Origin of the sequence: Streptococcus mitis (assembly GCF_946190115.1) — a bacterium.
GTDB lineage: Bacteria > Bacillota > Bacilli > Lactobacillales > Streptococcaceae > Streptococcus > Streptococcus mitis_CO.
The window spans coordinates 1-22,053 of sequence record NZ_CAMHZG010000002.1; the positions used below are offsets into that span (position 1 = coordinate 1).

Genomic DNA, 22,053 nt, shown 5'->3' on the forward strand with positions numbered 1-22,053 from the left:
CTTCCTAAGAAAGATGTACCAGGAACAGGTAAGATTACAGAACCAGGTCAACCAACGGAAGAAGTTCCTAATGTAACCACACCAGCTCATAAGACACCAACACTAGATGTAGAACGTGATCCTAAGACAGGTGATGTTACAGTAACACCGAAGAGACCAGATGGAACACCATACCCACCAGGCACTATGGTAGAAATTCCAGGTGAAAATGGTCCAATCACTGTTGAAATCGGTCAAGATGGTAAAGGTAAAGTACCAAATAGCAAACTTCCTAAGAAAGATGTACCAGGAACAGGTAAGATTACAGAACCAGGTCAACCAACGGAAGAAGTTCCTAATGTAACGACTCCATCTAAGGTAACTCCAACACTAGATGTGGAACGAGATCCTGAGACAGGTGACGTTACAGTAACACCTAAGAAACCAGATGGCTCAACCTACCCACCAGGTACTACGGTAGAAATCCCAGGTAAAGATGGCAAGCCAATCACAGTCACAATCGGTGAAGACGGAAAAGGTAAAGTACCAAACAGTGATCTACCAGATGTAGAAACATCAGGTACAGGTAAGATCACAGAACCAGGTAAATCAGCTGTTGAAGTTCCTAATGTAACAACTCCAGCTAAATTTACACCAGAAACACCAGTAACTGAAAAACCAGGTAAGATTGAAATTACTCAACAACCAAATGGAAATGCGATTGTAACACCGAAGAAACCAGATGGAACAACTTACCCATCAGGTAGCAAGGTAGAAATTCCAGGAGAAAATGGAACAACAATCACAGTCACAATCGGTGATAATGGTTCAGGTGAAGTACCAAATGACAAGCTTCCTAAGACAAATGTCCCAGGTACAGGAACAGTCACAGAACCGAATAAGAAACCATCACAACCAGTGGATGTAACAACACCAGCTCGTAAGACACCAACAATAGAGTTGGATCAAGATCCTGAGACAGGTGACGTTACAGTAACACCTAAGAAACCAGATGGCTCAACATACCCACCAGGTACTACGGTAGAAATTCCAGGTAAAGATGGAAACCCAATTATCGTTACAATCGATAAAGAAGGTAAAGGTAAAGTACCAAACAGTGAATTACCAGACGGTAAAGTTCCAGGTACAGGTAAGATTACAGAACCAGGTCAACCAACAGTTGAAGTTCCTGATGTAACAACACCAGGTAAAGTCACACCATCAACAGATACAAATCCAGTTGCACCAGTGACACCTGATATGCCAGTCAAACCTGATACTAATGGAGATTCTGGCCAAGATAAACCAGCACCAGCTACTCCAACTCCAAATACAGTTGCTCCGAATGCAGATCAGGTAGATGCTAAGACTACTGTTGATAATGGAGCTAAGTCAAATGATTCTCAAAATGTATTGCCAAATACAGGAACAGAATCAAATGCTGCTCTTGCATCTCTAGGACTTCTTGGACTATTGAGTGGATTTGGACTTGTAGCTCGCAAGAAAAACGAAGACTAAAAATTTAGTCAGATGAACATTCATTCTTTTGTGTTCTAACAACGAACTAGATTGATTCTGATAGTTGTTTTATCCATAAAATACAAAGAATGATTAGATAAAGAAAGCGAACAATGCTAGGATTTTGTTAAACGGAATTCTCAGTATTGTTCGCTTTTGTGGTATAATAAGTACTATGCAGAAAAAACCAACGTCAGCCTATGTACACATCCCGTTTTGTACTCAAATTTGTTATTATTGTGACTTTTCAAAGGTCTTTATAAAAAATCAGCCGGTAGATAGTTATTTGGAACATCTGTTAGAAGAGTTTCAATCTTATGATATTCAAAAGTTGTCAACCCTCTACATCGGTGGTGGCACACCGACAGCTTTGTCAGCTCCGCAACTGGAGGTGTTATTGGATGGCTTGACTAAAAACTTGGACTTGTCTGTCTTAGAGGAGTTGACCATTGAGGCCAATCCAGGCGACTTGGACGCGGATAAGATTGCTGTTTTGAAGAACTCAGCTGTCAATCGTGTTTCGCTAGGCGTGCAGACCTTTGATGACAAGATGCTGAAAAAGATTGGGCGCAGTCATTTGGAGAAGGATATTTATGAAAATATCGACCGTCTGAAACTGGCTGGTTTTGACAATATCTCCATTGATTTGATTTATGCGCTACCTGGTCAGACCATGGAGCAGGTCAAGGAAAATGTTGCTAAGGCCATTGGACTTGATATTCCCCATATGAGTTTGTATAGCTTGATTTTGGAAAATCATACGGTCTTTATGAACCGTATGCGACGAGGGAAATTGCCTCTGCCTAAGGAGGAACTGGAAGCTGAGATGTTTGAGTACATCATCGAAGAGCTGGAGCGAGCTGGTTTTGAACATTATGAAATTTCCAATTTCTCCAAACCCAGTTTTGAAAGTCGTCACAATCTCATGTACTGGGACAATGCCGAATACTATGGTATTGGTGCTGGGGCATCTGGCTATGTCAATGGTATTCGCTATAAAAACCATGGTCCCATTCGTCATTATCTCAGTGCAGTTGAGGAAGGCAATGCTCGCATCACAGAAGAGCACCTGAGTCAAAAAGAGCAAATGGAAGAAGAAATGTTCTTGGGACTCCGCAAGAAATCAGGGGTTTCCATGGTGCGATTTGAGGAAAAATTTGGACGGTCTTTCGATGGACTTTATGGAGAAATTGTCAAGGACTTGGTACAACAAGGTCTCATGCAAATAGAGGGTGATCGCGTGCGCATGACAAAAAGAGGTCTCTTTTTAGGAGACACCGTAGCAGAACGATTTATTTTGGAGTAGGATGATGGGCTTAACTTATCAAATGAAAATGAAAATTCCTTTTGATATGGCTGATATGAACGGTCATATCAAGCTTCCAGATGTGATTTTGTTGTCTCTGCAAGTTTCAGGGATGCAGTCCATTGAACTGGGAGTTAGTGATAAGGCCATTTTGGAAAACTATAATCTGGTCTGGATTATCACAGATTATGATATTGAGGTGGCTCGTTTGCCTCGTTTTGCGGAAGAAATCACCATCGAAACGGAAGCACTGAGCTACAATCGACTTTTTTGCTACCGTCGCTTTACCATTTATGATGAAGCAGGTCAGGAACTCATCCACATGATGGCAACCTTTGTTCTCATGGACCGCGACAGTCGAAAAGTCCATGCTGTTGAACCTGAGATTGTGGCTCCTTACCAGTCTGATTTTGATAAAAAGCTTATCCGCGGGCCAAAGTATGAGTCCTTGGAAGAGCCGATCAGCAAGGATTACCATGTTCGTTTTTACGACTTGGATATGAATGGCCATGTCAATAACAGTAAATATCTGGACTGGATTTTTGAGGTTATGGGAGCTGATTTTTTGACCCAATATATTCCCAAGAAAATCAATCTCAAGTATGTCAAGGAAGTTCGACCAGGCGGGTTTATTACATCGGCTGTTGAACGGTCTGGACTGGAAAGCAAACATGAGATTACAAGCGATGGTGCTACCAATGCTCAAGCCATCATCACTTGGCAAGAAATGAAGAAGGATTAGAGAAAAATATGAAATATAAAGGCTATTTAATTGATTTAGACGGAACGATTTATAAGGGGAAAGACAGAATTCCAGCAGGAGAGGCTTTTGTCCATGAATTGCAAAAGCGAGACATCCCCTATCTCTTTGTGACCAACAATACAACCCGCACTCCAGAGAGTGTTCAGGAGGTGTTGGCTCAGAATTTTAATATCGATACGCCCCTGTCGACTGTCTACACAGCGACTTTGGCCACTATCGACTATATGAATGACTTGGGGCTTGAAAAAACCGTCTATGTCATCGGAGAAGCAGGGCTTAAGGAAGCCATCAAGGCGGCTGGTTATGTGGAAGACAAGGACAATCCTGCCTATGTGGTAGTAGGCCTGGACTGGCAAGTTGACTATGAAAAATTTGCGACAGCAACTCTAGCTATCCAAAAGGGTGCTCACTTTATCGGAACCAACCCTGACCTTAACATTCCAACAGAACGCGGTCTTTTGCCAGGTGCTGGTTCACTGATTACGCTGCTTGAAGTGGCAACACGAGTGAAGCCTGTTTATATCGGGAAACCAAATGCTATCATTATGGACAAGGCGGTTGAGCACTTAGGCTTGGAACGTGAAGAGTTGATTATGGTTGGGGACAACTATCTGACAGATATTCGGGCTGGGATTGACAACGGCATTCCAACGCTCTTGGTGACAACAGGTTTTACCAAGGCAGAAGAAGTGGCAGACCTACCAATCGCACCGACTCATGTGGTTTCTAGTCTTGCGGAGTGGAACTTTGATGAAAACTAAACTGACCTTTTGGAGCTCTATGCTCTTTCTCCTCTCTCTTTCTATCCTTCTGACTATTTATCTGGCTTGGATTGTTTATCCGCTGGAAATTCAGTGGCTGAATTTAACAGATCGGGTCTATTTAAAACCAGAAACCATTCAGTACAACTTTCATATCTTGATGAATTATCTGACCAATCCATTTAGTCAGGTCCTAGAGATGCCAGATTTTCGTTCGTCAGCAGCTGGTCTGCACCATTTTGCGGTGGTTAAGAATCTCTTTCACCTGGTTCAGCTAGTTGCTCTAGTGACACTGCCAAGTTTCTATGTCTTTGTCAAAGGGATTGTGAAAAAGGGCTTCTTGTCTCTATTTAGTAAAGGGCTTTTGGCTCTAGTGCTTTTGCCTTTACTGATTGGGCTTGGGGGAGTTTTGATTGGTTTTGACCAATTCTTTACTCTTTTCCATCAAATTCTCTTTGTGGGAGATGATACCTGGCTTTTTGACCCAGCCAAGGATCCTGTTATACTGATTTTGCCAGAGACCTTCTTCCTTCATGCCTTCCTCCTCTTTTTTGCCCTCTATGAAAGCTTCTTTGACTATCTTTATCTAAAAAGTCGTAGGAATTGAAACGAAAGATGTTCTTATTTTACATGTATAAATTATGTGTGTGATTCGAAACTATCGTTAATACTCAATGAAAATCAAAGAGCAAACTAGGAAACTAGCTGCAGGCTGTACTTGAGTACGGCAAGGCGACGTTGACGCGGTTTGAATTTGATTTTCGAAGAGTATAAGAGTGAATTAACTAATTCAGAAATGTATTAATCGTTCGCAAACAGTCTATTTTTCTGGAAAAATAGGCTTTTTTTCTAAAAATCTCTAGTCAAGCGCTTTATTTTTTTGTATAATAGAGGTAGCAAAGTATAGATAAGAAGAGAAAAGCATGATTACACTATTTCTATCACCGAGCTGTACTTCATGTCGTAAGGCAAAGGCCTGGCTAGAAAAACATAAGGTGCCCTTTGAGGAACACAATATTATGACCAGTCCCTTAACAAGAAAAGAATTGCAACACATCCTTTCCTTGACCGAAAATGGTACTGATGACATTATTTCAACTCGTTCAAAAATTTTTCAAAAATTAGATATTGATGTAGAAAGTATTTCGGTATCAGAATTGCTTCATTTGATTGAGCAGTATCCTAGTCTTTTGCGTCGTCCCATTATTATTGATGCCAAACGTATGCAAATCGGTTTTAATGAAGATGAGATTCGTGCTTTTCTCCCTCGTAGTTATCGTAAGCAAGAACTAAAAGAAGCAAGAATGAGAGCTGGTATTAGTTAATGAACAAACAGTATAGTTACCCACTAGATTTGTCGTGGAGCACTGAAGAACTTGCTTCAGTGCTTTCTTTTTTTAATGATGTTGAAGCTGCCTATGAGGGCAAGGTAGAGGCTAAAAAGTTACTGGACTCCTATAAAGGATTCAAGGCGGTCGTGCCAAGTAAGAGCGAAGAAAAACGTTTGGGACGAGAATTTGAAACAGTTAGTGGCTATTCGCTTTACCGAGCGGTTCAGGCTGCCAAGGAAAAAGGGGAAGGAAAGATTTCTCTTGGAAAGTAAATTTGAATTTGCCAAAGAGCTTATCAAGAAGGCGGGCCAGTACATCCTTGACCATATGCAGGAAGACTTGTGTGTTGAGACTAAGACCTCTCCAACAGATTTGGTGACCAGACTGGACAAGGAAGTTCAGGAACTCTTGGTTGGTGAAATTCTATCCCGTTATCCTGAGGATAAGATTTGTGCTGAAGAAGGTTGTCTGAGAGCTTCGATTCAAGAGGGCAAGGTTTGGGTCATTGATCCGATTGATGGTACCAATAACTTTGTAGCCCAGCAGGAAGATTTTGCTGTTATGGTAGCTTATTTTGAAAATGGTCAAGGCCAGTTTGGTCTCATTTATGATGTGGTCAAAGGGGATTGTTACCACGGTGGTGGAGCCTTTTCAGTTTGTCGAAACGATAAGCCCCTAGCTCCTTTTAAAACAAAACCACTTGGAGATTTTCTCATTGCAGGGAATAGTGGGATGTTGGAAACCAATGAATGGGGCTTGGCTGATTTGAGTCGAGCTGTACTCGGTGTACGTGTCTATGGGAGTGCGGCCATTAGTTTTGCCAAGATTTTGTCAGGACATTTGTTGACCTATGTCACCTATCTGCAACCATGGGATTATGCTGCGGCTAGTATTTTAGGGGAAAGTCTGGGCTATCAGGTTGTGACCCTATCTGGTCAACCGCTTGATTTTCAAAACAGACAGCCGGTCATGATGCTACCTCTTGAGATGCAGGAGGAAATTCAGTCCTATATTTACGAAAGGAAAAGAACTTAAATGCAATTTCCCGAAGGATTTGTTGAAAAATATGAAGAGATACTAGGAGATGAGGCAAGAGATTTTCTTGCCTCTTTTGAGGAGGAAGCGGTTTCGGCCTTTCGGGTCAATCCTTTAAAAGAAGCGACAGTTTCCTTTTCTAATCCCATTCCTCAAACCCCTTGGGGCCACTATGGTAAGGTTTCAGGGAAATCGCCTGAGCATGCTACAGGCTTGGTTTATTCGCAAGAACCTGCTGCTCAGATGGTTGCTCAGGTAGCCCAGCCCAGTCCTGGTATGAAGGTTTTGGACTTGGCAGCTGCACCGGGTGGTAAATCAACTCAATTAGCAGCCTATCTAGCAGGGGAGGGTCTTCTCGTTTCCAATGAAATTTCAAGCAAACGGGCTAAGATTTTAGTAGAAAACATGGAGCGCTTTGGGGTGACAAATGTCGTGGTGACCAATGAATCTGCTGACCGCTTGGCCAAGGTTTTTAAGGGCTATTTTGACCTCATTGTCCTTGATGCCCCTTGCTCAGGGGAAGGAATGTTCCGTAAGCAACCAGATGCTATGGACTATTGGAGCTTAGATTACCCGAGTCAATGCGCTAGCTTGCAAAGAGAAATTCTGGAAGATGCAGTAACCATGCTAGCTCAAGGTGGTCGCTTGGTTTATTCAACCTGTACCTGGGCCCCCGAGGAAAACGAAGAGATTATCAAGTGGTTGCTGGAAGAGTATGATTTTGATTTGTTGCCAGTAGAGCATATCAATGGAATGGTAGCTGGAATTGACCTGCCAGAGACGGCTCGGATGTACCCACATCATTTTAAGGGAGAGGGTCAGTTTGTCGCGCATTTACAATTTAAAGGTGAAAATCCAGCCCCTAAATTTAAGACAAGTAAGAGCAATCTCAGTCGAGAACAAGTTACTTTGTGGCAGGAATTTGTACAAAAACATTTGAAGGTCAATCTAAGGGGGATCTTGCAGACTTTCGGGGATCAACTCTATCTCCTGCCAGAACTTTTGCCAGATTTAGGGAAACTCAAGATTGCTCGCAATGGACTGCATCTAGGGACCTTTAAGAAGAAACGCTTTGAGCCTAGTTTTGCTCTTGGTCTAGCCTTGAAACCGAGTCAGGTCAAGCAGTCGGTTGAAATTGACCAAGAAGAGTTTGTAAAGTATGCCGCTGGAGAAACCGTTCAGCTGGCAGAAAGTCTGCCAAATGGTTGGTACCAAGTTTTGGTTCAAGGAAATGGCTTGGGCTTTGCTAAGGTGACGGGAAATGTTTTGAAAAATTATTTTCCAAAAGGCCTCAGATTCAAGTGAAAATGCTAGTCAAAGTAGCTTGTCTATGTTATAGTGGAAGTATGGATTTTTTTCAAATTGTCTTTCATTTTAAGTCAAAATTGGTGGGAAAGGTAACTGAGCAAATTTCTAGTAAAACCAAGCTAGCAACTTCAGTCGCCTCCTAATTTTCAAAAGAAAAACATAAATAAATAGTTGAAAAAATTCACAGCATTCACCATTATTTTCAAGGAGAAAAACAGTGAAAAAAAGGAAAAAACTCGCTCTATCCCTTGCGGCTCTTTTGCTAGCAGGTTCTTTGGCGGGATGTGCTAGCTGGATTGATCGTGGAGAATCCATGACAGCTGTTGGCTCAACGGCTCTTCAGCCCTTGGTCGAAGCAGCAGCAGATGAATTTGGCTCTATGCACGTTGGAAAAACAGTCAACGTCCAAGGTGGAGGATCTGGTACAGGTCTGTCTCAGGTTCAGTCTGGAGCCGTTGATGTAGGAAATTCAGACGTATTTGCCGAGGAAAAAGACGGTATCAACGCATCCGCTCTAGTGGACCATAAGGTAGCCGTAGCGGGCTTGGCAGTGATTGTGAACAAGGAAGTTGACGTTGAAAATCTGACAACTGAACAACTCCGTAGCATCTTCACAGGTCAAGTGACCAACTGGAAAGAAGTCGGTGGGAAAGACCTAGCCATTTCTATTATCAACCGTGCGGCAAGTTCGGGTTCACGTGCAACCTTTGATAGTGTTATCATGGATGGTCAATCTGCCGTGCAGAGTCAAGAACAGGATTCAAATGGGATGGTCAAAAACATTGTTTCCCAGACACCAGGAGCTATTTCTTACCTAGCCTTTGCCTATGTGGATGACTCGGTTAAACGCATGAAATTGAACGGCTATGAGCCGATTGCAGAAAATGTTACAAGCAATAACTGGCCTTTGTGGTCTTACGAACACATGTACACCCTAGGTCAACCAAATGAATTGGTGGCAGAATTCCTCAACTTTGTCCTCTCTGATGAAGCGCAAAGTGGAATCGTTAAGGGAATGGGCTATATTTCTGTCAAGGAAATGAAGGTTGAAAAAGATGCTGTCGGAACGGTGACAGCACTAGAAGGGAGTCACTAATGAATCAAGAAGAATTAGCTAAAAAATTACTTTCTCCCTCAAAGAACTCTCGTCTAGAGAAATTAGGAAAGGGCTTGACCTTTGCCTGCCTGTCTTTGATTGTCATCATTGTGGCTATGATTTTGATTTTCGTAGCCCAAAAAGGTTTGTCGACCTTCTTTGTTAATGGGGTTAATATCTTTGATTTCCTTTTTGGACAAACTTGGAATCCTTCAGGTAAACAATTTGGTGCTCTTCCTATGATTTTGGGTTCCTTTATTGTCACAATCCTATCAGCCCTTATCGCAACTCCTTTTGCTATTGGTGCGGCAGTCTTTATGACCGAAGTCTCACCAAAAGGTGCTAGAATCTTGCAACCAGCTATTGAATTGCTGGTTGGGATCCCTTCAGTCGTGTATGGATTTATCGGTTTGCAGGTCGTAGTTCCCTTTGTACGTAGTGTCTTTGGTGGAACTGGTTTTGGAATTTTGTCAGGGATTTTCGTTCTCTTTGTCATGATTTTACCGACGGTAACCTTTATGACAACGGATAGCTTGCGTGCGGTGCCTCGTCACTACCGCGAAGCTAGTTTGGCTATGGGGGCCACTCGTTGGCAAACTAGCTGGCGTGTGACCTTGAAGGCAGCGAGTTCAGGGATTTTTACAGCAGTGGTCTTTGGGATGGCGCGTGCCTTTGGTGAGGCTCTGGCTATTCAGATGGTGGTCGGAAACTCAGCCGTTGTCCCAACTTCATTGACAACACCTGCTGCAACCTTGACCTCTGTTTTGACCATGGGTATCGGAAATACCGTTATGGGAACAGTTGATAATAACGTTCTTTGGTCACTAGCCTTAGTCTTGCTTTTGATGAGTTTGGCCTTCAACAGTGTGATTAAATTGATTACGAAAGAAAGAGGAAAGAAAAACTATGCACGCTAAAAAATTAGATAAAATTGCAACAGCTGTCCTCTACTCAATTGCAGGAATTATTGTTGCCATCTTGGCATCCTTGATTCTCTATATCTTGGTTCGTGGTTTGCCCCACATCTCTTGGTCTTTCTTGACTGGCAAATCCTCGTCTTACCAAGCAGGTGGAGGGATTGGAATTCAGCTCTATAATTCCTTTTTCCTCTTAGTTATTACCTTGATTATCTCTGTGCCTTTATCTATGGGAGCTGGGATTTTCCTAGCTGAATATGCTAAAAAAGGTCCTGTGACCAACTTTGTCAGAACCTGTATTGAAATCTTATCTTCACTCCCATCAGTGGTTGTGGGTCTCTTTGGTTACTTGATCTTTGTAGTTCAGTTTGAGTATGGATTTTCAATCATTTCAGGTGCCTTGGCCTTGACAGTCTTTAACTTGCCTCAGATGACTCGAAATGTTGAGGACAGTTTGAAACACGTTCACCATACGCAGCGTGAAGCTGGTCTGGCCCTTGGGATTTCTCGTTGGGAGACAGTTGTCCATGTGGTCATTCCAGAAGCCCTTCCAGGTATTGTGACGGGGGTTGTCTTGGCCTCTGGTCGAATCTTTGGTGAGGCGGCTGCTTTGATCTATACAGCAGGACAATCCGCTCCAGCCCTAGACTGGTCTAACTGGAATATTCTCAGTGTTACTAGCCCAATCTCTATCTTCCGTCAAGCAGAAACCTTGGCTGTCCACATCTGGAAGGTCAATAGTGAAGGAACCATTCCAGATGGAACCATTGTATCAGCAGGTTCTGCAGCCGTGCTCCTCATCTTTATCCTCATCTTTAACTTTGGAGCCCGCAAACTCGGAAGCTACCTACATAAGAAATTAACCGCTGCCTAAAGGAGAAGCCATGTCAAAATATAATTGGGATGAAAAGCATATCATCACCTTTCCTGAAGAGAAAGTGGCCCTCTCTACTAAGGATTTACATGTTTACTACGGTAAAAATGAATCTATCAAGGGCATCGATATGCAATTTGAAAAAAATAAAATTACTGCCTTAATTGGCCCTTCTGGTTCAGGAAAATCAACCTATCTCCGCAGTCTCAATCGTATGAATGATACGATTGATATTGCCAAGGTAACAGGTCAAATCCTCTACCAAGGGATTGACGTCAACCGTCCAGAAATCAATGTCTATGAGATGCGTAAGCACATTGGAATGGTCTTCCAACGCCCAAATCCCTTTGCCAAGTCTATCTATCGCAATATCACTTTTGCCCATGAACGTGCAGGGGTTAAGGACAAGCAAGTCTTGGATGAAATTGTGGAAACCTCTCTTCGTCAGGCTGCTCTTTGGGACCAGGTCAAAGACGATTTGCACAAGTCAGCCTTGACCTTATCAGGTGGTCAGCAACAGCGTCTCTGTATCGCTCGTGCTATTTCGGTTAAACCAGATATCCTCTTGATGGATGAACCTGCGTCAGCCTTGGATCCGATTGCGACAGCCCAGCTGGAAGAAACCATGTTGGAATTGAAGAAGGACTTTACTATCATCATCGTGACCCACAGCATGCAGCAGGCTGCGCGTGCTAGTGACTACACAGGATTTTTCTACTTGGGTGACTTGATCGAGTACGATAAGACCTCTAATATTTTCCAAAATGCTAAACTACAGTCAACCAATGACTACGTAACAGGACACTTTGGATAGAAAGGAAACAGTATGACAGAAGCGATTTTACAGGTATCAGACCTGTCCGTTTACTACAATCAAAAAAAGGCCTTGAATAGTGTTTCCTTATCTTTCCAACCTAAGGAAATTACAGCCTTGATTGGTCCATCTGGATCAGGGAAGTCAACCCTCCTCAAGGCTATCAACCGCATGGGGGATCTCAATCCAGAGGTAACCACAACTGGTTCAGTAGTTTATAATGGCCACAACATCTACAGCCCACGTACAGATACAGTTGAATTGCGGAAGGAAATCGGTATGGTCTTTCAACAACCAAACCCCTTCCCTATGTCTATCTACGAAAATGTTGTTTATGGGCTTCGTATCAATGGAGTGAAGGACAAGCAGGTGCTGGATGAAGCAGTAGAAAAAGCCTTGCAACGAGCTTCTATCTGGGATGAGGTCAAGGACCGCTTGCATGATTCAGCTATCGGGCTTTCAGGTGGACAACAGCAACGTGTCTGCATTGCCCGTGTCTTGGCAACCAGTCCTAAAATCATCCTCTTGGATGAACCGACTTCAGCCTTGGACCCTATCTCGGCTGGTAAGATTGAGGAAACCTTGTATGGTCTAAAAGATAAATACACCATGCTCTTGGTTACGCGTTCTATGCAACAAGCCTCTCGTATTTCTGACAAGACAGGATTTTTCCTTGATGGAGATTTGATTGAGTTTAACGATACCAAGAAGATGTTCCTCAACCCACAACACAAGGAAACAGAAGATTATATTTCAGGAAAATTTGGATAAGGAGATAAATGATGTTACGTTCTCAATTTGAAGAAGATTTAGAGAAATTGCACAACCAGTTCTACGCTATGGGACAAGAAGTGCTATCCCAAATCAATCGTACAGTGCGTGCCTTTGTTACGCATGACCGTGATTTGGCCAAGGAAGTCATCGAAGACGATGCAGAAGTAAACGAATACGAAGTGAAATTGGAAAAGAAATCATTTGAAATGATTGCCCTTCAACAACCAGTTTCTCAAGACTTGCGTACAGTTCTAACCGTCTTGAAGGCTGTATCTGACTTGGAACGTATGGGGGACCATGCCGTTTCCATTGCCAAAGCGACAATTCGTATGAAGGGTGAGCAACGTATCCCAGCTGTTGAAGAAGAAATCAAGAGAATGGGGCGCGATGTCAAAAACTTCGTTGAAGCCGCCCTGGAACTCTATCTCAATGGTTCAGTGGATCAGGCCTATGAGGTAGCAGCTATGGATGAAAAAATCAACCATTACTTTGATAGCATTCGTGACTTGGCTACAGAAGAAATCAAGAAAAATCCTGATGCCATTGTTACAGGTCGTGATTATTTCCAAGTGATTGCCTTCTTGGAACGTATTGGAGACTATGCTAAAAATATCTGTGAATGGGTTGTTTACTTTGAAACAGGTAAGATTGTCGAACTATAAAACAGGTTCATTCTGTATAAAAAGGAGCTTGAAATCAACTGATAGCTCCTTTTCTTGAATGAAAAAAATATTTTTAAGATAAAAATTCAAAAAAACACTTGACAAGTAACTTGGATAGCGTTATAATTATACAAAATTAACAGAGAGGTTGTTTATTTATGAAATCAAAAAAATGGATATTTGTTTTATGTAGTTTTCTTGCAAGTTTCTTTTTAGTAGCTTGCCAGTCGGGTTCTAATGGTTCTCAGTCAGCTGTTGAGGCCATTAAGCAAAAGGGGAAATTAGTTGTGGCGACTAGTCCTGACTATGCACCTTTTGAATTCCAATCCTTAGTTGATGGAAAAAACCAGGTAGTCGGTGCGGATATTGATATGGCCCAAGCTATCGCTGATGAACTTGGGGTGAAGTTGGAAATTTCAAGTATGAGTTTTGACAATGTTTTGACCAGCCTTCAAACTGGTAAGGCTGACCTAGCTGTCGCAGGAATTAGTGCTACTGATGAGAGAAAAGAAGTCTTTGATTTTTCAATCCCTTACTATGAAAACAAGATTAGTTTCTTGGTTCGTAAGTCTGATGTAGAAAAATACAAGGATTTAACTAGCCTTGAAAGTGCTAATATTGCAGCCCAAAAAGGAACTGTTCCAGAATCAATGGTCAAGGAACAATTGCCAAAAACTCAATTGACTTCCCTAGCTAATATGGGTGAAGCTGTCAATGAATTGCAGGCTGGAAAAGTAGATGCTGTTCACATGGATGAGCCTGTTGCTCTTAGCTATGCTGCTAAAAATGCAGACTTAGCTGTAGCAACTGTCAGCTTGAAGATGAAGGACGGCGAAGCCAATGCAGTTGCCCTTAGAAAAAATAGTGCTGATTTGAAAGAAGTGGTGGACAAGGTTATCCAAAAACTCAAGGATGACGGCACCTACCAAAGCTATCTTGAAAAGGCAGCAAGTCTAAGAGAAGTTGAAGAATAAGAAAAAAGCAGCGTTGGAAGTCATTCCAATTCTGCTTTTAAATAGTTTAAAATCTTTTCCAGATTTTCTAAGGACACCTTGGCAAATTGATAAGGGCAGGTATCCAAGTAAGCCTCCTCAAAGAAGTCCAATTTCAGCTGACTGTGTTTGAGGCTGGCGATTTTAGGATACTGTCTGAGGTCTAGCAATAAACCATCGTGTAGGGGAAAGTGAGGAAGGGGACAAGGAGTGTTAGCTAGTCTGTCCTCGAGTTGTTTTTGGTAGTCTTCCTGATTGGATAAGCGAGCTAGCCGATTTTTCTCAAATAATTGACTGTCAATATAGAGTGACAGGGCCTTTTGCATGATGAGGTTGTTGTCGTAATCTAGGATATTTTTGTAGGCCACAAAGTCTTCTTTGATAGCATTTGGAAGGATGAGTGCTGTTATCCGCAGGGCTGGAAAGAGGCTGGTTGAGAAGGACTTGATATAAATGACGCGCTCCTCTGTATCTAGATAGTGGAAGCTCTGGCCCTTTTTAGAGTCCAAATCCCCCAGATAGTCGTCCTCTACGATATAGACTCCATACTTGGCAGCCAAGTCAAGAATAGCCCGTTTGTTCTGCTCAGAATAGGAATGGCCTAGGGGATAGTGGAATCGAGGAATGGTATAGAAAAACTTAATTTTTCCTGTTTTGAAGTGGCCTTCCAGTTCCTCCAAGTCAATCCCATCAATGCCTCGTTCAATCGTTTGATAGTCCAGACCTTGAGCAATCAAGAGGCGATTCATCCGATGGTAGGTCGGCTGTTCCACCAAGATTTCCTTGGCTTGGCTAGGAAAGGATATTTGAGAGAGGATAAACAAGGCTTGTTGGGTTCCAGAAGTTAATACCAGTTGGTCAGCCTTGCAGTAGAGGGCTTGGTCAAAGAGGAGTTTATGAATGGACTGTCTTAGGTCTTCTAATCCTTCTTGGTTGTCATAGTAGTTAAAAAGGTAGTTTTCTCGGCCAATCAAGGTTTCATTGACACAGAGTCGGAAATCGTCATAGGCGCTGGCATGTTCGTCAGTGACTTCGATTTCTAGATCCTGGTGTTGCCCTTGTTCTAGGACATAGTAGCCACTCTGGGGCTTGGCATAGAGGTATTGTTCGTGCCGTAATTCCAGTAGGGCTCGTTGGACAGTATCCTTGCTACAGTGAAAGTCAAGGCTTAGTTGACGGATAGAAGGCAGGCGACTTCCCGTTGGAAAACGTCCAGTCTCGATACTATTTTTCAGATAGGAAACGACCTCTTGGTACTTGCTTTGTTTCTTCATTCCAGACCTCCCTTGATTTTGTTACATTGTACCTTTTTTTTTCTTTCTTGGCAATGTCTAGGGTGTTTCTCTCGTTCACATATAAAGCTAAATGTGGTATACTTAGGAGTAACATTTATAGAATAACAGACAAGAAAGTGAATGGATAAGAACGTGCAGGAACCAGTGAAATTATTTCAATACAATACCCTTGGAGCCTTGATGGCAGGCCTTTATGGTGGTACCATGACAGTGGGAGAATTACTAGAGCATGGTGACCTTGGTTTGGGAACCTTGGATTCCATTGATGGGGAATTGATTGTCTTGGATGGCAAGGCTTATCAGGCTAAGGGATCAGGAGAGCAACCGGAAATTGTAGAAGTGTCACCAGATGCCCTTATTCCTTACGCAGCAGTAGTACCGCATCAGGCAGAAGTCATTTTCCGCCAGCGCTTTGAGATGACGGACAAGGAATTGGAAGAGCGAATCGAGTCTTATTATGATGGGGAAAATCTTTTCCGCTCTATCAAGATTCGCGGTGAATTTTCACATATGCATGTGCGCATGATTCCCAAGTCGACACCAGATACCAAGTTTGCTGATGTCGCAACCCATCAACCTGAATATAGTCGTGACAATGTGGCAGGAACCATTGTTGGTTTCTGGACGCCAGAGATTTTTCATGGTGTCAGTGTGGCAGGCTATCATCTACACTTCATCTCAGATGACTTGACCTTCGGTGGGCATGTCATGGACTTTGTCATCAAGGAAGGCATTATCGAGGTGGGAGCAGTTGACCAGTTGGACCAACGTTTCCCAGTCCAAGACCGTCAATACTTGTTTGCTAAGTTTAATGTTGACGAGATGAAAAAAGATATTGAAAAGGCAGAATAGGAGAAGAAAATGACCATTCATATTATCATTACCATGGTGCTGTTGCTGGCTTTCTTGATAGGGAGCGTTTTGTATGCCAAAAAGAAATACCAGATTAATTTAGCTGTTTTGGGCTTGGGGGCTGTAGCCTTCTTTGTCTCTTCACAGATTTTGGAAAAACTGGTGCATATTTTGGTTTTGCATCCTCAAAAAGACGGTAGTGTTGCCCTCTTGCAAGATCATCCGCTTGTCTATATCATCTATGGCCTAGCCATGGCAGCATTTTTTGAGGAAACTGCTCGTCTTATTTTCTTCAAATGGTTGGAGAAAAAGAGAAGTTTGGAAAAGGCAGACGCCTTGGCCTATGGGTTAGGGCATGGTGGCTTGGAGTTGATTTTCCTAGGTCTTACTAGTTTGCTTAATCTCTACTTCGTTCTCTCAGCAGTTCAAACGCAGGATCCACAGGTCATGCAATTACTGTCTGAAAATATGTTGAAAACTATTCAGTCGCTATCAGTCTGGCAGATTTATTTGCTTGCTTTTGAGCGAATCTTGGCGCTAGGTTTCCAATTACTCTTGACTGTTTGGGTTTATCAAGCTGTTCGTCAGAAGAAATGGATTTATCTCCTAGCAGCCTATGGACTACATGCCTTCTTTGACCTGGCACCATCTCTTGTCCAAGTTGGCTGGTTAACCAATCCAGTCTTGGTGGAAGTTGTCCTAGCACTAGAGCTCGTTCTGGTTGCCTATGGAACAAAGGCAATCTTTTGTAAAAAATCATAAAAAGGGGGGAACCTCTTTTTCTTATGCAAAATCCAAACAAGGTCTTTTTAGGGTCGTCAAATGGTCTTAAAAATGGTATAATGGAATGAATTTTGTAAAAGGAAGAGTGACATGTCTGTAAGAGAAAAAATGCTTGAAATCTTAGAAGGAATTGATATCCGTTTTAAAGAACCCTTGCATAGCTATAGTTATACAAAAGTAGGTGGAGAGGCCGATTATTTGGTCTTTCCACGAAATCGTTTTGAGTTGGCGCGCGTTGTTAAATTTGCCAACCAAGAAAATATTCCTTGGATGGTTCTTGGAAATGCTAGTAACATCATTGTTCGTGACGGTGGGATTCGTGGATTTGTCATCTTGTGTGACAAGCTCAATAATGTTTCTGTTGATGGCTATACTATTGAAGCAGAAGCTGGTGCTAACTTGATTGAAACAACTCGCATTGCCCTTCGTCATAGTTTGACTGGTTTTGAATTTGCTTGTGGCATTCCAGGGAGCGTTGGTGGCGCTGTCTTTATGAATGCAGGTGCCTATGGTGGCGAGATTGCCCACATCTTGCAGTCTTGTAAGGTCTTGACCAAGGATGGAGAAATCGAGACCCTGTCTGCCAAAGATTTGGCTTTTGGTTACCGCCACTCAGCCATTCAGGAGTCTGGTGCAGTTGTCTTGTCAGCTAAATTTGCCCTTGCTCCAGGAACCCATCAGGTTATCAAGCAAGAAATGGACCGCTTGACGCACCTACGTGAACTCAAGCAACCTTTAGAATACCCATCTTGTGGTTCGGTCTTTAAGCGTCCAGTAGGGCATTTTGCAGGTCAGTTAATTTCAGAAGCTGGCTTGAAAGGCTATCGTATTGGTGGCGTAGAAGTGTCAGAAAAGCACGCAGGATTTATGATCAATGTTGCAGATGGAACGGCTAAAGACTACGAAGACTTGATTGAGTCTGTTATCGAAAAAGTCAAGGAACACTCAGGTATCACGCTTGAAAGAGAAGTCCGTATCTTAGGTGAAAGCAAGTAGGAAGCTTTAGCTAAAAAGCTGCTGCTATGTCATGGAAAGGAGGTGAAAGCCTATCGTTAGTGCAGATGTATGTAGGCAGTTCAATCTCCTACACGAGGTAGTGGCGGCCTGACAGAGCCCTGATCTGTTAATCTATGAAAAAGAAGGAATAAATGACAATTGAAAAAACCAATTATTGAATTCAAAAACGTCTCTAAAGTTTTTGAAGACAGCAACACCAAGGTTCTCAAAGACATCAACTTTGAGTTGGAAGAGGGGAAATTTTATACCCTTCTAGGCGCATCTGGTTCAGGAAAATCAACCATCCTAAACATTATCGCAGGTTTACTGGATGCGACGACAGGAGATATCATGCTAGACGGTGTCCGCATCAATGATATCCCAACCAACAAGCGAGATGTGCATACGGTCTTCCAATCTTATGCCTTGTTTCCACATATGAATGTGTTTGAAAATGTTGCCTTTCCACTTCGCTTGCGTAAAATTGACAAGAAAGAAATCGAGCAACGCGTAGCGGAAGTTCTCAAGATGGTTCAGTTGGAAGGCTACGAAAAACGTTCCATTCGTAAACTTTCTGGAGGACAACGTCAGCGTGTGGCTATTGCCCGTGCCATCATTAACCAACCCCGTGTGGTTTTGTTGGACGAACCTTTATCAGCGCTGGACTTGAAATTAAGAACAGACATGCAGTATGAACTGCGTGAACTGCAACAACGATTGGGAATCACCTTTGTTTTTGTTACTCACGATCAGGAAGAAGCTCTTGCCATGAGTGACTGGATTTTCGTCATGAATGATGGGGAAATCGTCCAGTCTGGAACGCCAGTAGATATCTATGATGAGCCAATCAACCACTTCGTTGCCACCTTTATCGGCGAGTCAAATATTTTACCAGGAACCATGATTGAGGACTACTTGGTTGAGTTTAACGGCAAACGCTTCGAAGCGGTCGATGGTGGGATGAAGCCAAATGAACCTGTTGAGGTTGTTATTCGTCCAGAGGACTTGCGGATTACCCTTCCTGAAGAAGGCAAGCTCCAAGTTAAGGTGGATACTCAACTTTTCCGTGGGGTGCACTATGAGATTATCGCCTATGACGAACTTGGAAATGAATGGATGATCCACTCAACTCGCAAGGCCATTGTGGGTGAGGAAATCGGTCTGGACTTTGAACCAGAAGACATCCATATCATGCGTCTCAACGAAACCGAGGAAGAGTTCGATGCTCGTATCGAAGAATACGTGGAAATTGAAGAGCAAGAAGCAGGTCTGATCAATGCAATCGAGGAGGAAAGAGATGAAGAAAACAAGCTCTAAACTCTTTGTAGTGCCCTACATGCTCTGGATTGCCCTCTTTGTGCTCGCACCCTTGGTCCTGATTTTCGGTCAATCCTTTTTCAACATTGAAGGCCAGTTTAGCTTAGAAAACTATAAATCTTACTTTGCGTCACAAAACTTGACCTACCTAAAAATGAGTTTCAACTCTGTACTCTATGCAGGAATTGTGACCTTTGTGACCTTGCTTATCAGCTATCCAACAGCCCTCTTTTTGACCCGTCTCAAGCACCGTCAACTCTGGCTCATGCTGATTATCCTGCCGACATGGATCAATTTGCTCCTCAAAGCCTATGCCTTTATCGGGATTTTTGGTCAGAATGGCTCTATTAACCAATTCTTGGAATTTATCGGAATTGGTTCACAGCAGTTACTCTTTACCGATTTCTCCTTTATCTTTGTCGCAAGCTACATCGAGCTTCCCTTTATGATATTGCCAATCTTTAATGTCTTGGATGATATGGACAACAATCTCATCAATGCCAGCTATGACCTCGGTGCGACCAAGTGGGAAACCTTCCGTCATGTCATCTTCCCTCTGTCTATGAATGGTGTGCGAAGTGGGGTTCAGTCTGTCTTTATCCCAAGCTTGAGTCTCTTCATGCTGACTCGTTTGATTGGTGGGAACCGCGTTATCACACTAGGTACAGCCATTGAGCAGAACTTCCTGACCAATGACAACTACGGTATGGGTTCTACCATCGGTGTGATTCTCATCCTGACCATGTTCATTACCATGTGGGTGACCAAGGAAAGGAGAGAACGATGAAAAAATTTGCCAACCTTTACCTGGGACTGGTCTTTCTTGTCCTCTACCTGCCTATTTTTTACCTGATTGGTTATGCCTTTAATGCAGGAAACGACATGAACAGCTTTACAGGCTTTAGCCTGAGCCATTTTAAAACCATGTTTAGCGATGGCCGCCTCATGTTGATTGTGACTCAGACCTTTTTCTTGGCCTTCTTGTCAGCCTTGATTGCGACCATTATCGGGACTTTCGGTGCTATTTACATTTATCAGTCTCGTAAGAAATACCAAGAAGCCTTTCTTTCACTTAATAATATCCTCATGGTTGCGCCTGATGTTATGATTGGTGCCAGCTTCTTGATTCTTTTTACTCAACTCAAGTTTTCACTTGGCTTTTTGACCGTTCTATCTAGTCACGTGGCCTTCTCCATTCCTATCGTGGTCTTGATGGTCTTGCCTCGACTCAAGGAAATGAACGGTGACATGATTCATGCGGCCTATGACCTTGGTGCCAGTCAATTTCAGATGTTCAAGGAAATCATGCTTCCTTACCTGACTCCGTCTATCATTGCAGGTTATTTCATGGCCTTCACCTATTCGCTAGATGACTTTGCTGTGACCTTCTTTGTAACGGGAAATGGCTTTTCAACCCTGTCAGTCGAGATTTACTCTCGTGCTCGCAAGGGGATTTCGCTCGAAATCAATGCTCTGTCTGCCCTTGTCTTTCTCTTTAGTATTATCCTAGTGGTTGGATATTACTTTATCTCACGTGAGAAGGAGGAGCAAGCATGAAAAAACTCTATTCATTTTTAGCAGGAATTGTAGCGATTATCCTCGTCTTGTGGGGAATTGCGACGCATTTAGATAGTAAAATCAATAGCCGAGATAGTCAAAAATTGGTTATCTACAACTGGGGGGACTATATCGATCCAGAACTCTTGACTCAGTTTACAGAAGAAACAGGAATCCAAGTCCAGTACGAGACCTTTGACTCCAACGAAGCCATGTATACCAAGATTAAGCAAGGTGGAACGACCTACGATATTGCCATCCCTAGTGAATACATGATTAACAAGATGAAGGACGAAGACCTCTTGGTACCGCTTGACTATTCAAAACTTGAAGGTCTTGAAAATATCGGACCAGAGTTCCTCAACCAGTCCTTTGACCCAGGCAATAAATTCTCCATCCCTTACTTCTGGGGAACCCTGGGAATTGTCTACAATGAAACCATGGTAGATGAGGCGCCTGAGCATTGGGATGACCTCTGGAAGCCAGAGTATAAGAACTCTATCATGCTCTTTGATGGGGCGCGTGAGGTACTGGGACTGGGACTCAATTCGCTAGGCTACAGCCTCAACTCCAAGAATACCCAGCAGTTGGAAGAGACAGTGGACAAGCTCTACAAGCTGACTCCAAATATCAAGGCTATCGTTGCCGACGAGATGAAGGGCTACATGATTCAGGACAATGCTGCTATCGGCGTGACCTTCTCTGGTGAAGCCAGCCAAATGCTAGAAAAAAACGAAAATCTACGCTATGTGGTACCGACTGAGGCCAGCAACCTTTGGTTTGACAACATGGTCATTCCCAAAACAGTCAAAAACCAAGATGCAGCCTATGCCTTTATCAACTTTATGTTGAAACCTGAAAATGCTCTTAAAAATGCGGAGTATGTCGGCTATTCAACACCAAACCTACCAGCTAAGGAACTGCTCCCAGAGGAGAAAAAAGAAGATAAAGCCTTCTATCCAGATGCTGAAACTATGAAACACCTAGAAGTTTATGAGAAATTTGACCATAAATGGACAGGTAAATATAGCGACCTCTTCCTACAGTTTAAAATGTATCGGAAGTAGGAGTTAGAAGTCATAAAACGAATCAGTCAAGCTGGTTCGTTTTTTAATAGAAGTCA

The 22,053-nt window shown here is 42.8% G+C and carries 24 protein-coding genes; 23 read left to right on the forward strand and 1 reads right to left on the reverse strand.

The window, feature by feature from the left end:
- The 16 genes from N8L90_RS00970 to N8L90_RS01045 all read left to right on the forward strand — a co-directional run.
- The coding region (locus tag N8L90_RS00970) for an LPXTG cell wall anchor domain-containing protein (protein WP_261023838.1) at nt 1-1,497 on the forward strand (1,497 nt) is incomplete at its 5' end.
- 175 nt (nt 1,498-1,672) lie between these two features.
- On the forward strand, nt 1,673-2,803 hold the full coding sequence (hemW, locus tag N8L90_RS00975) for a radical SAM family heme chaperone HemW (RefSeq protein WP_101776976.1): 1,131 nt from the start codon (nt 1,673-1,675) through the stop codon (nt 2,801-2,803).
- A gap of 4 nt (nt 2,804-2,807) precedes the next feature.
- The gene (locus tag N8L90_RS00980) at nt 2,808-3,545 is read left to right on the forward strand and encodes an acyl-[acyl-carrier-protein] thioesterase (protein ID WP_261023839.1); all 738 of its coding nucleotides are present in this window, start codon (nt 2,808-2,810) and stop codon (nt 3,543-3,545) included.
- A gap of 8 nt (nt 3,546-3,553) precedes the next feature.
- Nucleotides 3,554-4,327 (forward strand): TIGR01457 family HAD-type hydrolase, encoded by a 774-nt coding sequence (locus N8L90_RS00985; RefSeq protein WP_261023840.1) that lies wholly within the window; start codon nt 3,554-3,556, stop codon nt 4,325-4,327.
- Complete coding sequence (locus tag N8L90_RS00990; protein WP_261023841.1) at nt 4,317-4,934, forward strand: TIGR01906 family membrane protein; 618 nt, start codon at nt 4,317-4,319, stop codon at nt 4,932-4,934. The genes N8L90_RS00985 and N8L90_RS00990 overlap by 11 nt, the downstream gene beginning before the upstream one ends.
- Nucleotides 4,935-5,250: 316 nt before the next feature.
- Nucleotides 5,251-5,652 (forward strand): Spx/MgsR family RNA polymerase-binding regulatory protein, encoded by a 402-nt coding sequence (locus N8L90_RS00995; RefSeq protein WP_000631254.1) that lies wholly within the window; start codon nt 5,251-5,253, stop codon nt 5,650-5,652.
- Nucleotides 5,652-5,930, forward strand: coding sequence for a UPF0223 family protein (locus N8L90_RS01000; RefSeq protein ID WP_001041974.1), 279 nt, complete (start codon nt 5,652-5,654; stop codon nt 5,928-5,930). The genes N8L90_RS00995 and N8L90_RS01000 overlap by 1 nt, the downstream gene beginning before the upstream one ends.
- Nucleotides 5,920-6,693, forward strand: coding sequence for an inositol monophosphatase family protein (locus tag N8L90_RS01005; protein ID WP_261023842.1), 774 nt, complete (start codon nt 5,920-5,922; stop codon nt 6,691-6,693). The genes N8L90_RS01000 and N8L90_RS01005 overlap by 11 nt, the downstream gene beginning before the upstream one ends.
- Complete coding sequence (locus N8L90_RS01010) at nt 6,694-7,998, forward strand: RsmF rRNA methyltransferase first C-terminal domain-containing protein (RefSeq protein ID WP_261023843.1); 1,305 nt, start codon at nt 6,694-6,696, stop codon at nt 7,996-7,998.
- A 220-nt stretch (nt 7,999-8,218) separates the two neighbouring features.
- Entirely contained in the window at nt 8,219-9,097 is an 879-nt protein-coding gene (locus N8L90_RS01015; RefSeq protein ID WP_020903179.1) for a phosphate ABC transporter substrate-binding protein PstS family protein, read from the forward strand.
- Nucleotides 9,097-10,014 (forward strand): phosphate ABC transporter permease subunit PstC, encoded by a 918-nt coding sequence (pstC, locus tag N8L90_RS01020; protein ID WP_261023844.1) that lies wholly within the window; start codon nt 9,097-9,099, stop codon nt 10,012-10,014. The genes N8L90_RS01015 and pstC overlap by 1 nt, the downstream gene beginning before the upstream one ends.
- Entirely contained in the window at nt 10,004-10,888 is an 885-nt protein-coding gene (pstA, locus tag N8L90_RS01025; protein WP_000543046.1) for a phosphate ABC transporter permease PstA, read from the forward strand. Before pstC ends, pstA begins: the two co-directional genes overlap by 11 nt.
- 10 nt (nt 10,889-10,898) lie before the next feature.
- A complete protein-coding gene (pstB, locus tag N8L90_RS01030; RefSeq protein WP_000049848.1) occupies nt 10,899-11,702 on the forward strand; it encodes a phosphate ABC transporter ATP-binding protein PstB in 804 nt (267 codons plus the stop codon).
- A 12-nt stretch (nt 11,703-11,714) separates the two neighbouring features.
- Nucleotides 11,715-12,473, forward strand: a complete 759-nt coding sequence (gene pstB / locus N8L90_RS01035; RefSeq protein ID WP_261023845.1) for a phosphate ABC transporter ATP-binding protein PstB — start codon at nt 11,715-11,717, stop codon at nt 12,471-12,473.
- Between the two features lie 11 nt (nt 12,474-12,484).
- Nucleotides 12,485-13,138 (forward strand): phosphate signaling complex protein PhoU, encoded by a 654-nt coding sequence (gene phoU, locus N8L90_RS01040; protein ID WP_049531464.1) that lies wholly within the window; start codon nt 12,485-12,487, stop codon nt 13,136-13,138.
- Nucleotides 13,139-13,296: 158 nt separating this feature from the next.
- Nucleotides 13,297-14,112 (forward strand): ABC transporter substrate-binding protein, encoded by an 816-nt coding sequence (locus tag N8L90_RS01045; RefSeq protein ID WP_261023846.1) that lies wholly within the window; start codon nt 13,297-13,299, stop codon nt 14,110-14,112.
- A gap of 20 nt (nt 14,113-14,132) precedes the next feature.
- Here N8L90_RS01045 and N8L90_RS01050 read toward each other — a convergent pair whose 3' ends face one another.
- Nucleotides 14,133-15,404 (reverse strand): aminotransferase-like domain-containing protein, encoded by a 1,272-nt coding sequence (locus N8L90_RS01050; RefSeq protein ID WP_261023847.1) that lies wholly within the window; start codon nt 15,402-15,404, stop codon nt 14,133-14,135.
- Nucleotides 15,405-15,545: 141 nt separating this feature from the next.
- On the opposite strand from N8L90_RS01050, the gene budA reads away from it, so the two are divergent.
- From budA to N8L90_RS01085, 7 genes are all read left to right on the forward strand, one after another.
- The gene (gene budA, locus N8L90_RS01055) at nt 15,546-16,277 is read left to right on the forward strand and encodes an acetolactate decarboxylase (protein ID WP_000360311.1); all 732 of its coding nucleotides are present in this window, start codon (nt 15,546-15,548) and stop codon (nt 16,275-16,277) included.
- Nucleotides 16,278-16,286: 9 nt separating this feature from the next.
- Nucleotides 16,287-17,039 (forward strand): YhfC family intramembrane metalloprotease, encoded by a 753-nt coding sequence (locus N8L90_RS01060; RefSeq protein ID WP_261023848.1) that lies wholly within the window; start codon nt 16,287-16,289, stop codon nt 17,037-17,039.
- 111 nt (nt 17,040-17,150) lie between these two features.
- The gene (murB, locus tag N8L90_RS01065) at nt 17,151-18,056 is read left to right on the forward strand and encodes a UDP-N-acetylmuramate dehydrogenase (protein ID WP_000116175.1); all 906 of its coding nucleotides are present in this window, start codon (nt 17,151-17,153) and stop codon (nt 18,054-18,056) included.
- 159 nt (nt 18,057-18,215) lie between these two features.
- Complete coding sequence (locus N8L90_RS01070) at nt 18,216-19,373, forward strand: ABC transporter ATP-binding protein (protein ID WP_000742913.1); 1,158 nt, start codon at nt 18,216-18,218, stop codon at nt 19,371-19,373.
- Nucleotides 19,354-20,160, forward strand: a complete 807-nt coding sequence (locus N8L90_RS01075) for an ABC transporter permease (RefSeq protein ID WP_000753801.1) — start codon at nt 19,354-19,356, stop codon at nt 20,158-20,160. The genes N8L90_RS01070 and N8L90_RS01075 overlap by 20 nt, the downstream gene beginning before the upstream one ends.
- A complete protein-coding gene (locus tag N8L90_RS01080; RefSeq protein WP_000712742.1) occupies nt 20,157-20,930 on the forward strand; it encodes an ABC transporter permease in 774 nt (257 codons plus the stop codon). Before N8L90_RS01075 ends, N8L90_RS01080 begins: the two co-directional genes overlap by 4 nt.
- Nucleotides 20,927-21,997 (forward strand): ABC transporter substrate-binding protein, encoded by a 1,071-nt coding sequence (locus N8L90_RS01085; RefSeq protein WP_261023849.1) that lies wholly within the window; start codon nt 20,927-20,929, stop codon nt 21,995-21,997. The genes N8L90_RS01080 and N8L90_RS01085 overlap by 4 nt, the downstream gene beginning before the upstream one ends.
- Nucleotides 21,998-22,053: the final 56 nt, after the last annotated feature.

Coding starts and splice junctions, on each gene's coding strand:
- N8L90_RS01080 (WP_000712742.1), top strand. CDS start 20,157: ATGAAAAAATTTGCCAACCTTTACCTGGGACTGGTCTTTCTTGTCCTC.
- N8L90_RS01000 (WP_001041974.1), top strand. CDS start 5,652: ATGAACAAACAGTATAGTTACCCACTAGATTTGTCGTGGAGCACTGAA.
- N8L90_RS01045 (WP_261023846.1), top strand. CDS start 13,297: ATGAAATCAAAAAAATGGATATTTGTTTTATGTAGTTTTCTTGCAAGT.
- budA (WP_000360311.1), top strand. CDS start 15,546: ATGGATAAGAACGTGCAGGAACCAGTGAAATTATTTCAATACAATACC.
- N8L90_RS01050 (WP_261023847.1), bottom strand. CDS start 15,404: ATGAAGAAACAAAGCAAGTACCAAGAGGTCGTTTCCTATCTGAAAAAT.
- phoU (WP_049531464.1), top strand. CDS start 12,485: ATGTTACGTTCTCAATTTGAAGAAGATTTAGAGAAATTGCACAACCAG.
- N8L90_RS01010 (WP_261023843.1), top strand. CDS start 6,694: ATGCAATTTCCCGAAGGATTTGTTGAAAAATATGAAGAGATACTAGGA.
- N8L90_RS00995 (WP_000631254.1), top strand. CDS start 5,251: ATGATTACACTATTTCTATCACCGAGCTGTACTTCATGTCGTAAGGCA.
- hemW (WP_101776976.1), top strand. CDS start 1,673: ATGCAGAAAAAACCAACGTCAGCCTATGTACACATCCCGTTTTGTACT.
- N8L90_RS00985 (WP_261023840.1), top strand. CDS start 3,554: ATGAAATATAAAGGCTATTTAATTGATTTAGACGGAACGATTTATAAG.
- pstC (WP_261023844.1), top strand. CDS start 9,097: ATGAATCAAGAAGAATTAGCTAAAAAATTACTTTCTCCCTCAAAGAAC.
- N8L90_RS01075 (WP_000753801.1), top strand. CDS start 19,354: ATGAAGAAAACAAGCTCTAAACTCTTTGTAGTGCCCTACATGCTCTGG.
- murB (WP_000116175.1), top strand. CDS start 17,151: ATGTCTGTAAGAGAAAAAATGCTTGAAATCTTAGAAGGAATTGATATC.
- pstA (WP_000543046.1), top strand. CDS start 10,004: ATGCACGCTAAAAAATTAGATAAAATTGCAACAGCTGTCCTCTACTCA.
- pstB (WP_261023845.1), top strand. CDS start 11,715: ATGACAGAAGCGATTTTACAGGTATCAGACCTGTCCGTTTACTACAAT.
- N8L90_RS01060 (WP_261023848.1), top strand. CDS start 16,287: ATGACCATTCATATTATCATTACCATGGTGCTGTTGCTGGCTTTCTTG.
- N8L90_RS00990 (WP_261023841.1), top strand. CDS start 4,317: ATGAAAACTAAACTGACCTTTTGGAGCTCTATGCTCTTTCTCCTCTCT.
- N8L90_RS01085 (WP_261023849.1), top strand. CDS start 20,927: ATGAAAAAACTCTATTCATTTTTAGCAGGAATTGTAGCGATTATCCTC.
- pstB (WP_000049848.1), top strand. CDS start 10,899: ATGTCAAAATATAATTGGGATGAAAAGCATATCATCACCTTTCCTGAA.
- N8L90_RS00980 (WP_261023839.1), top strand. CDS start 2,808: ATGGGCTTAACTTATCAAATGAAAATGAAAATTCCTTTTGATATGGCT.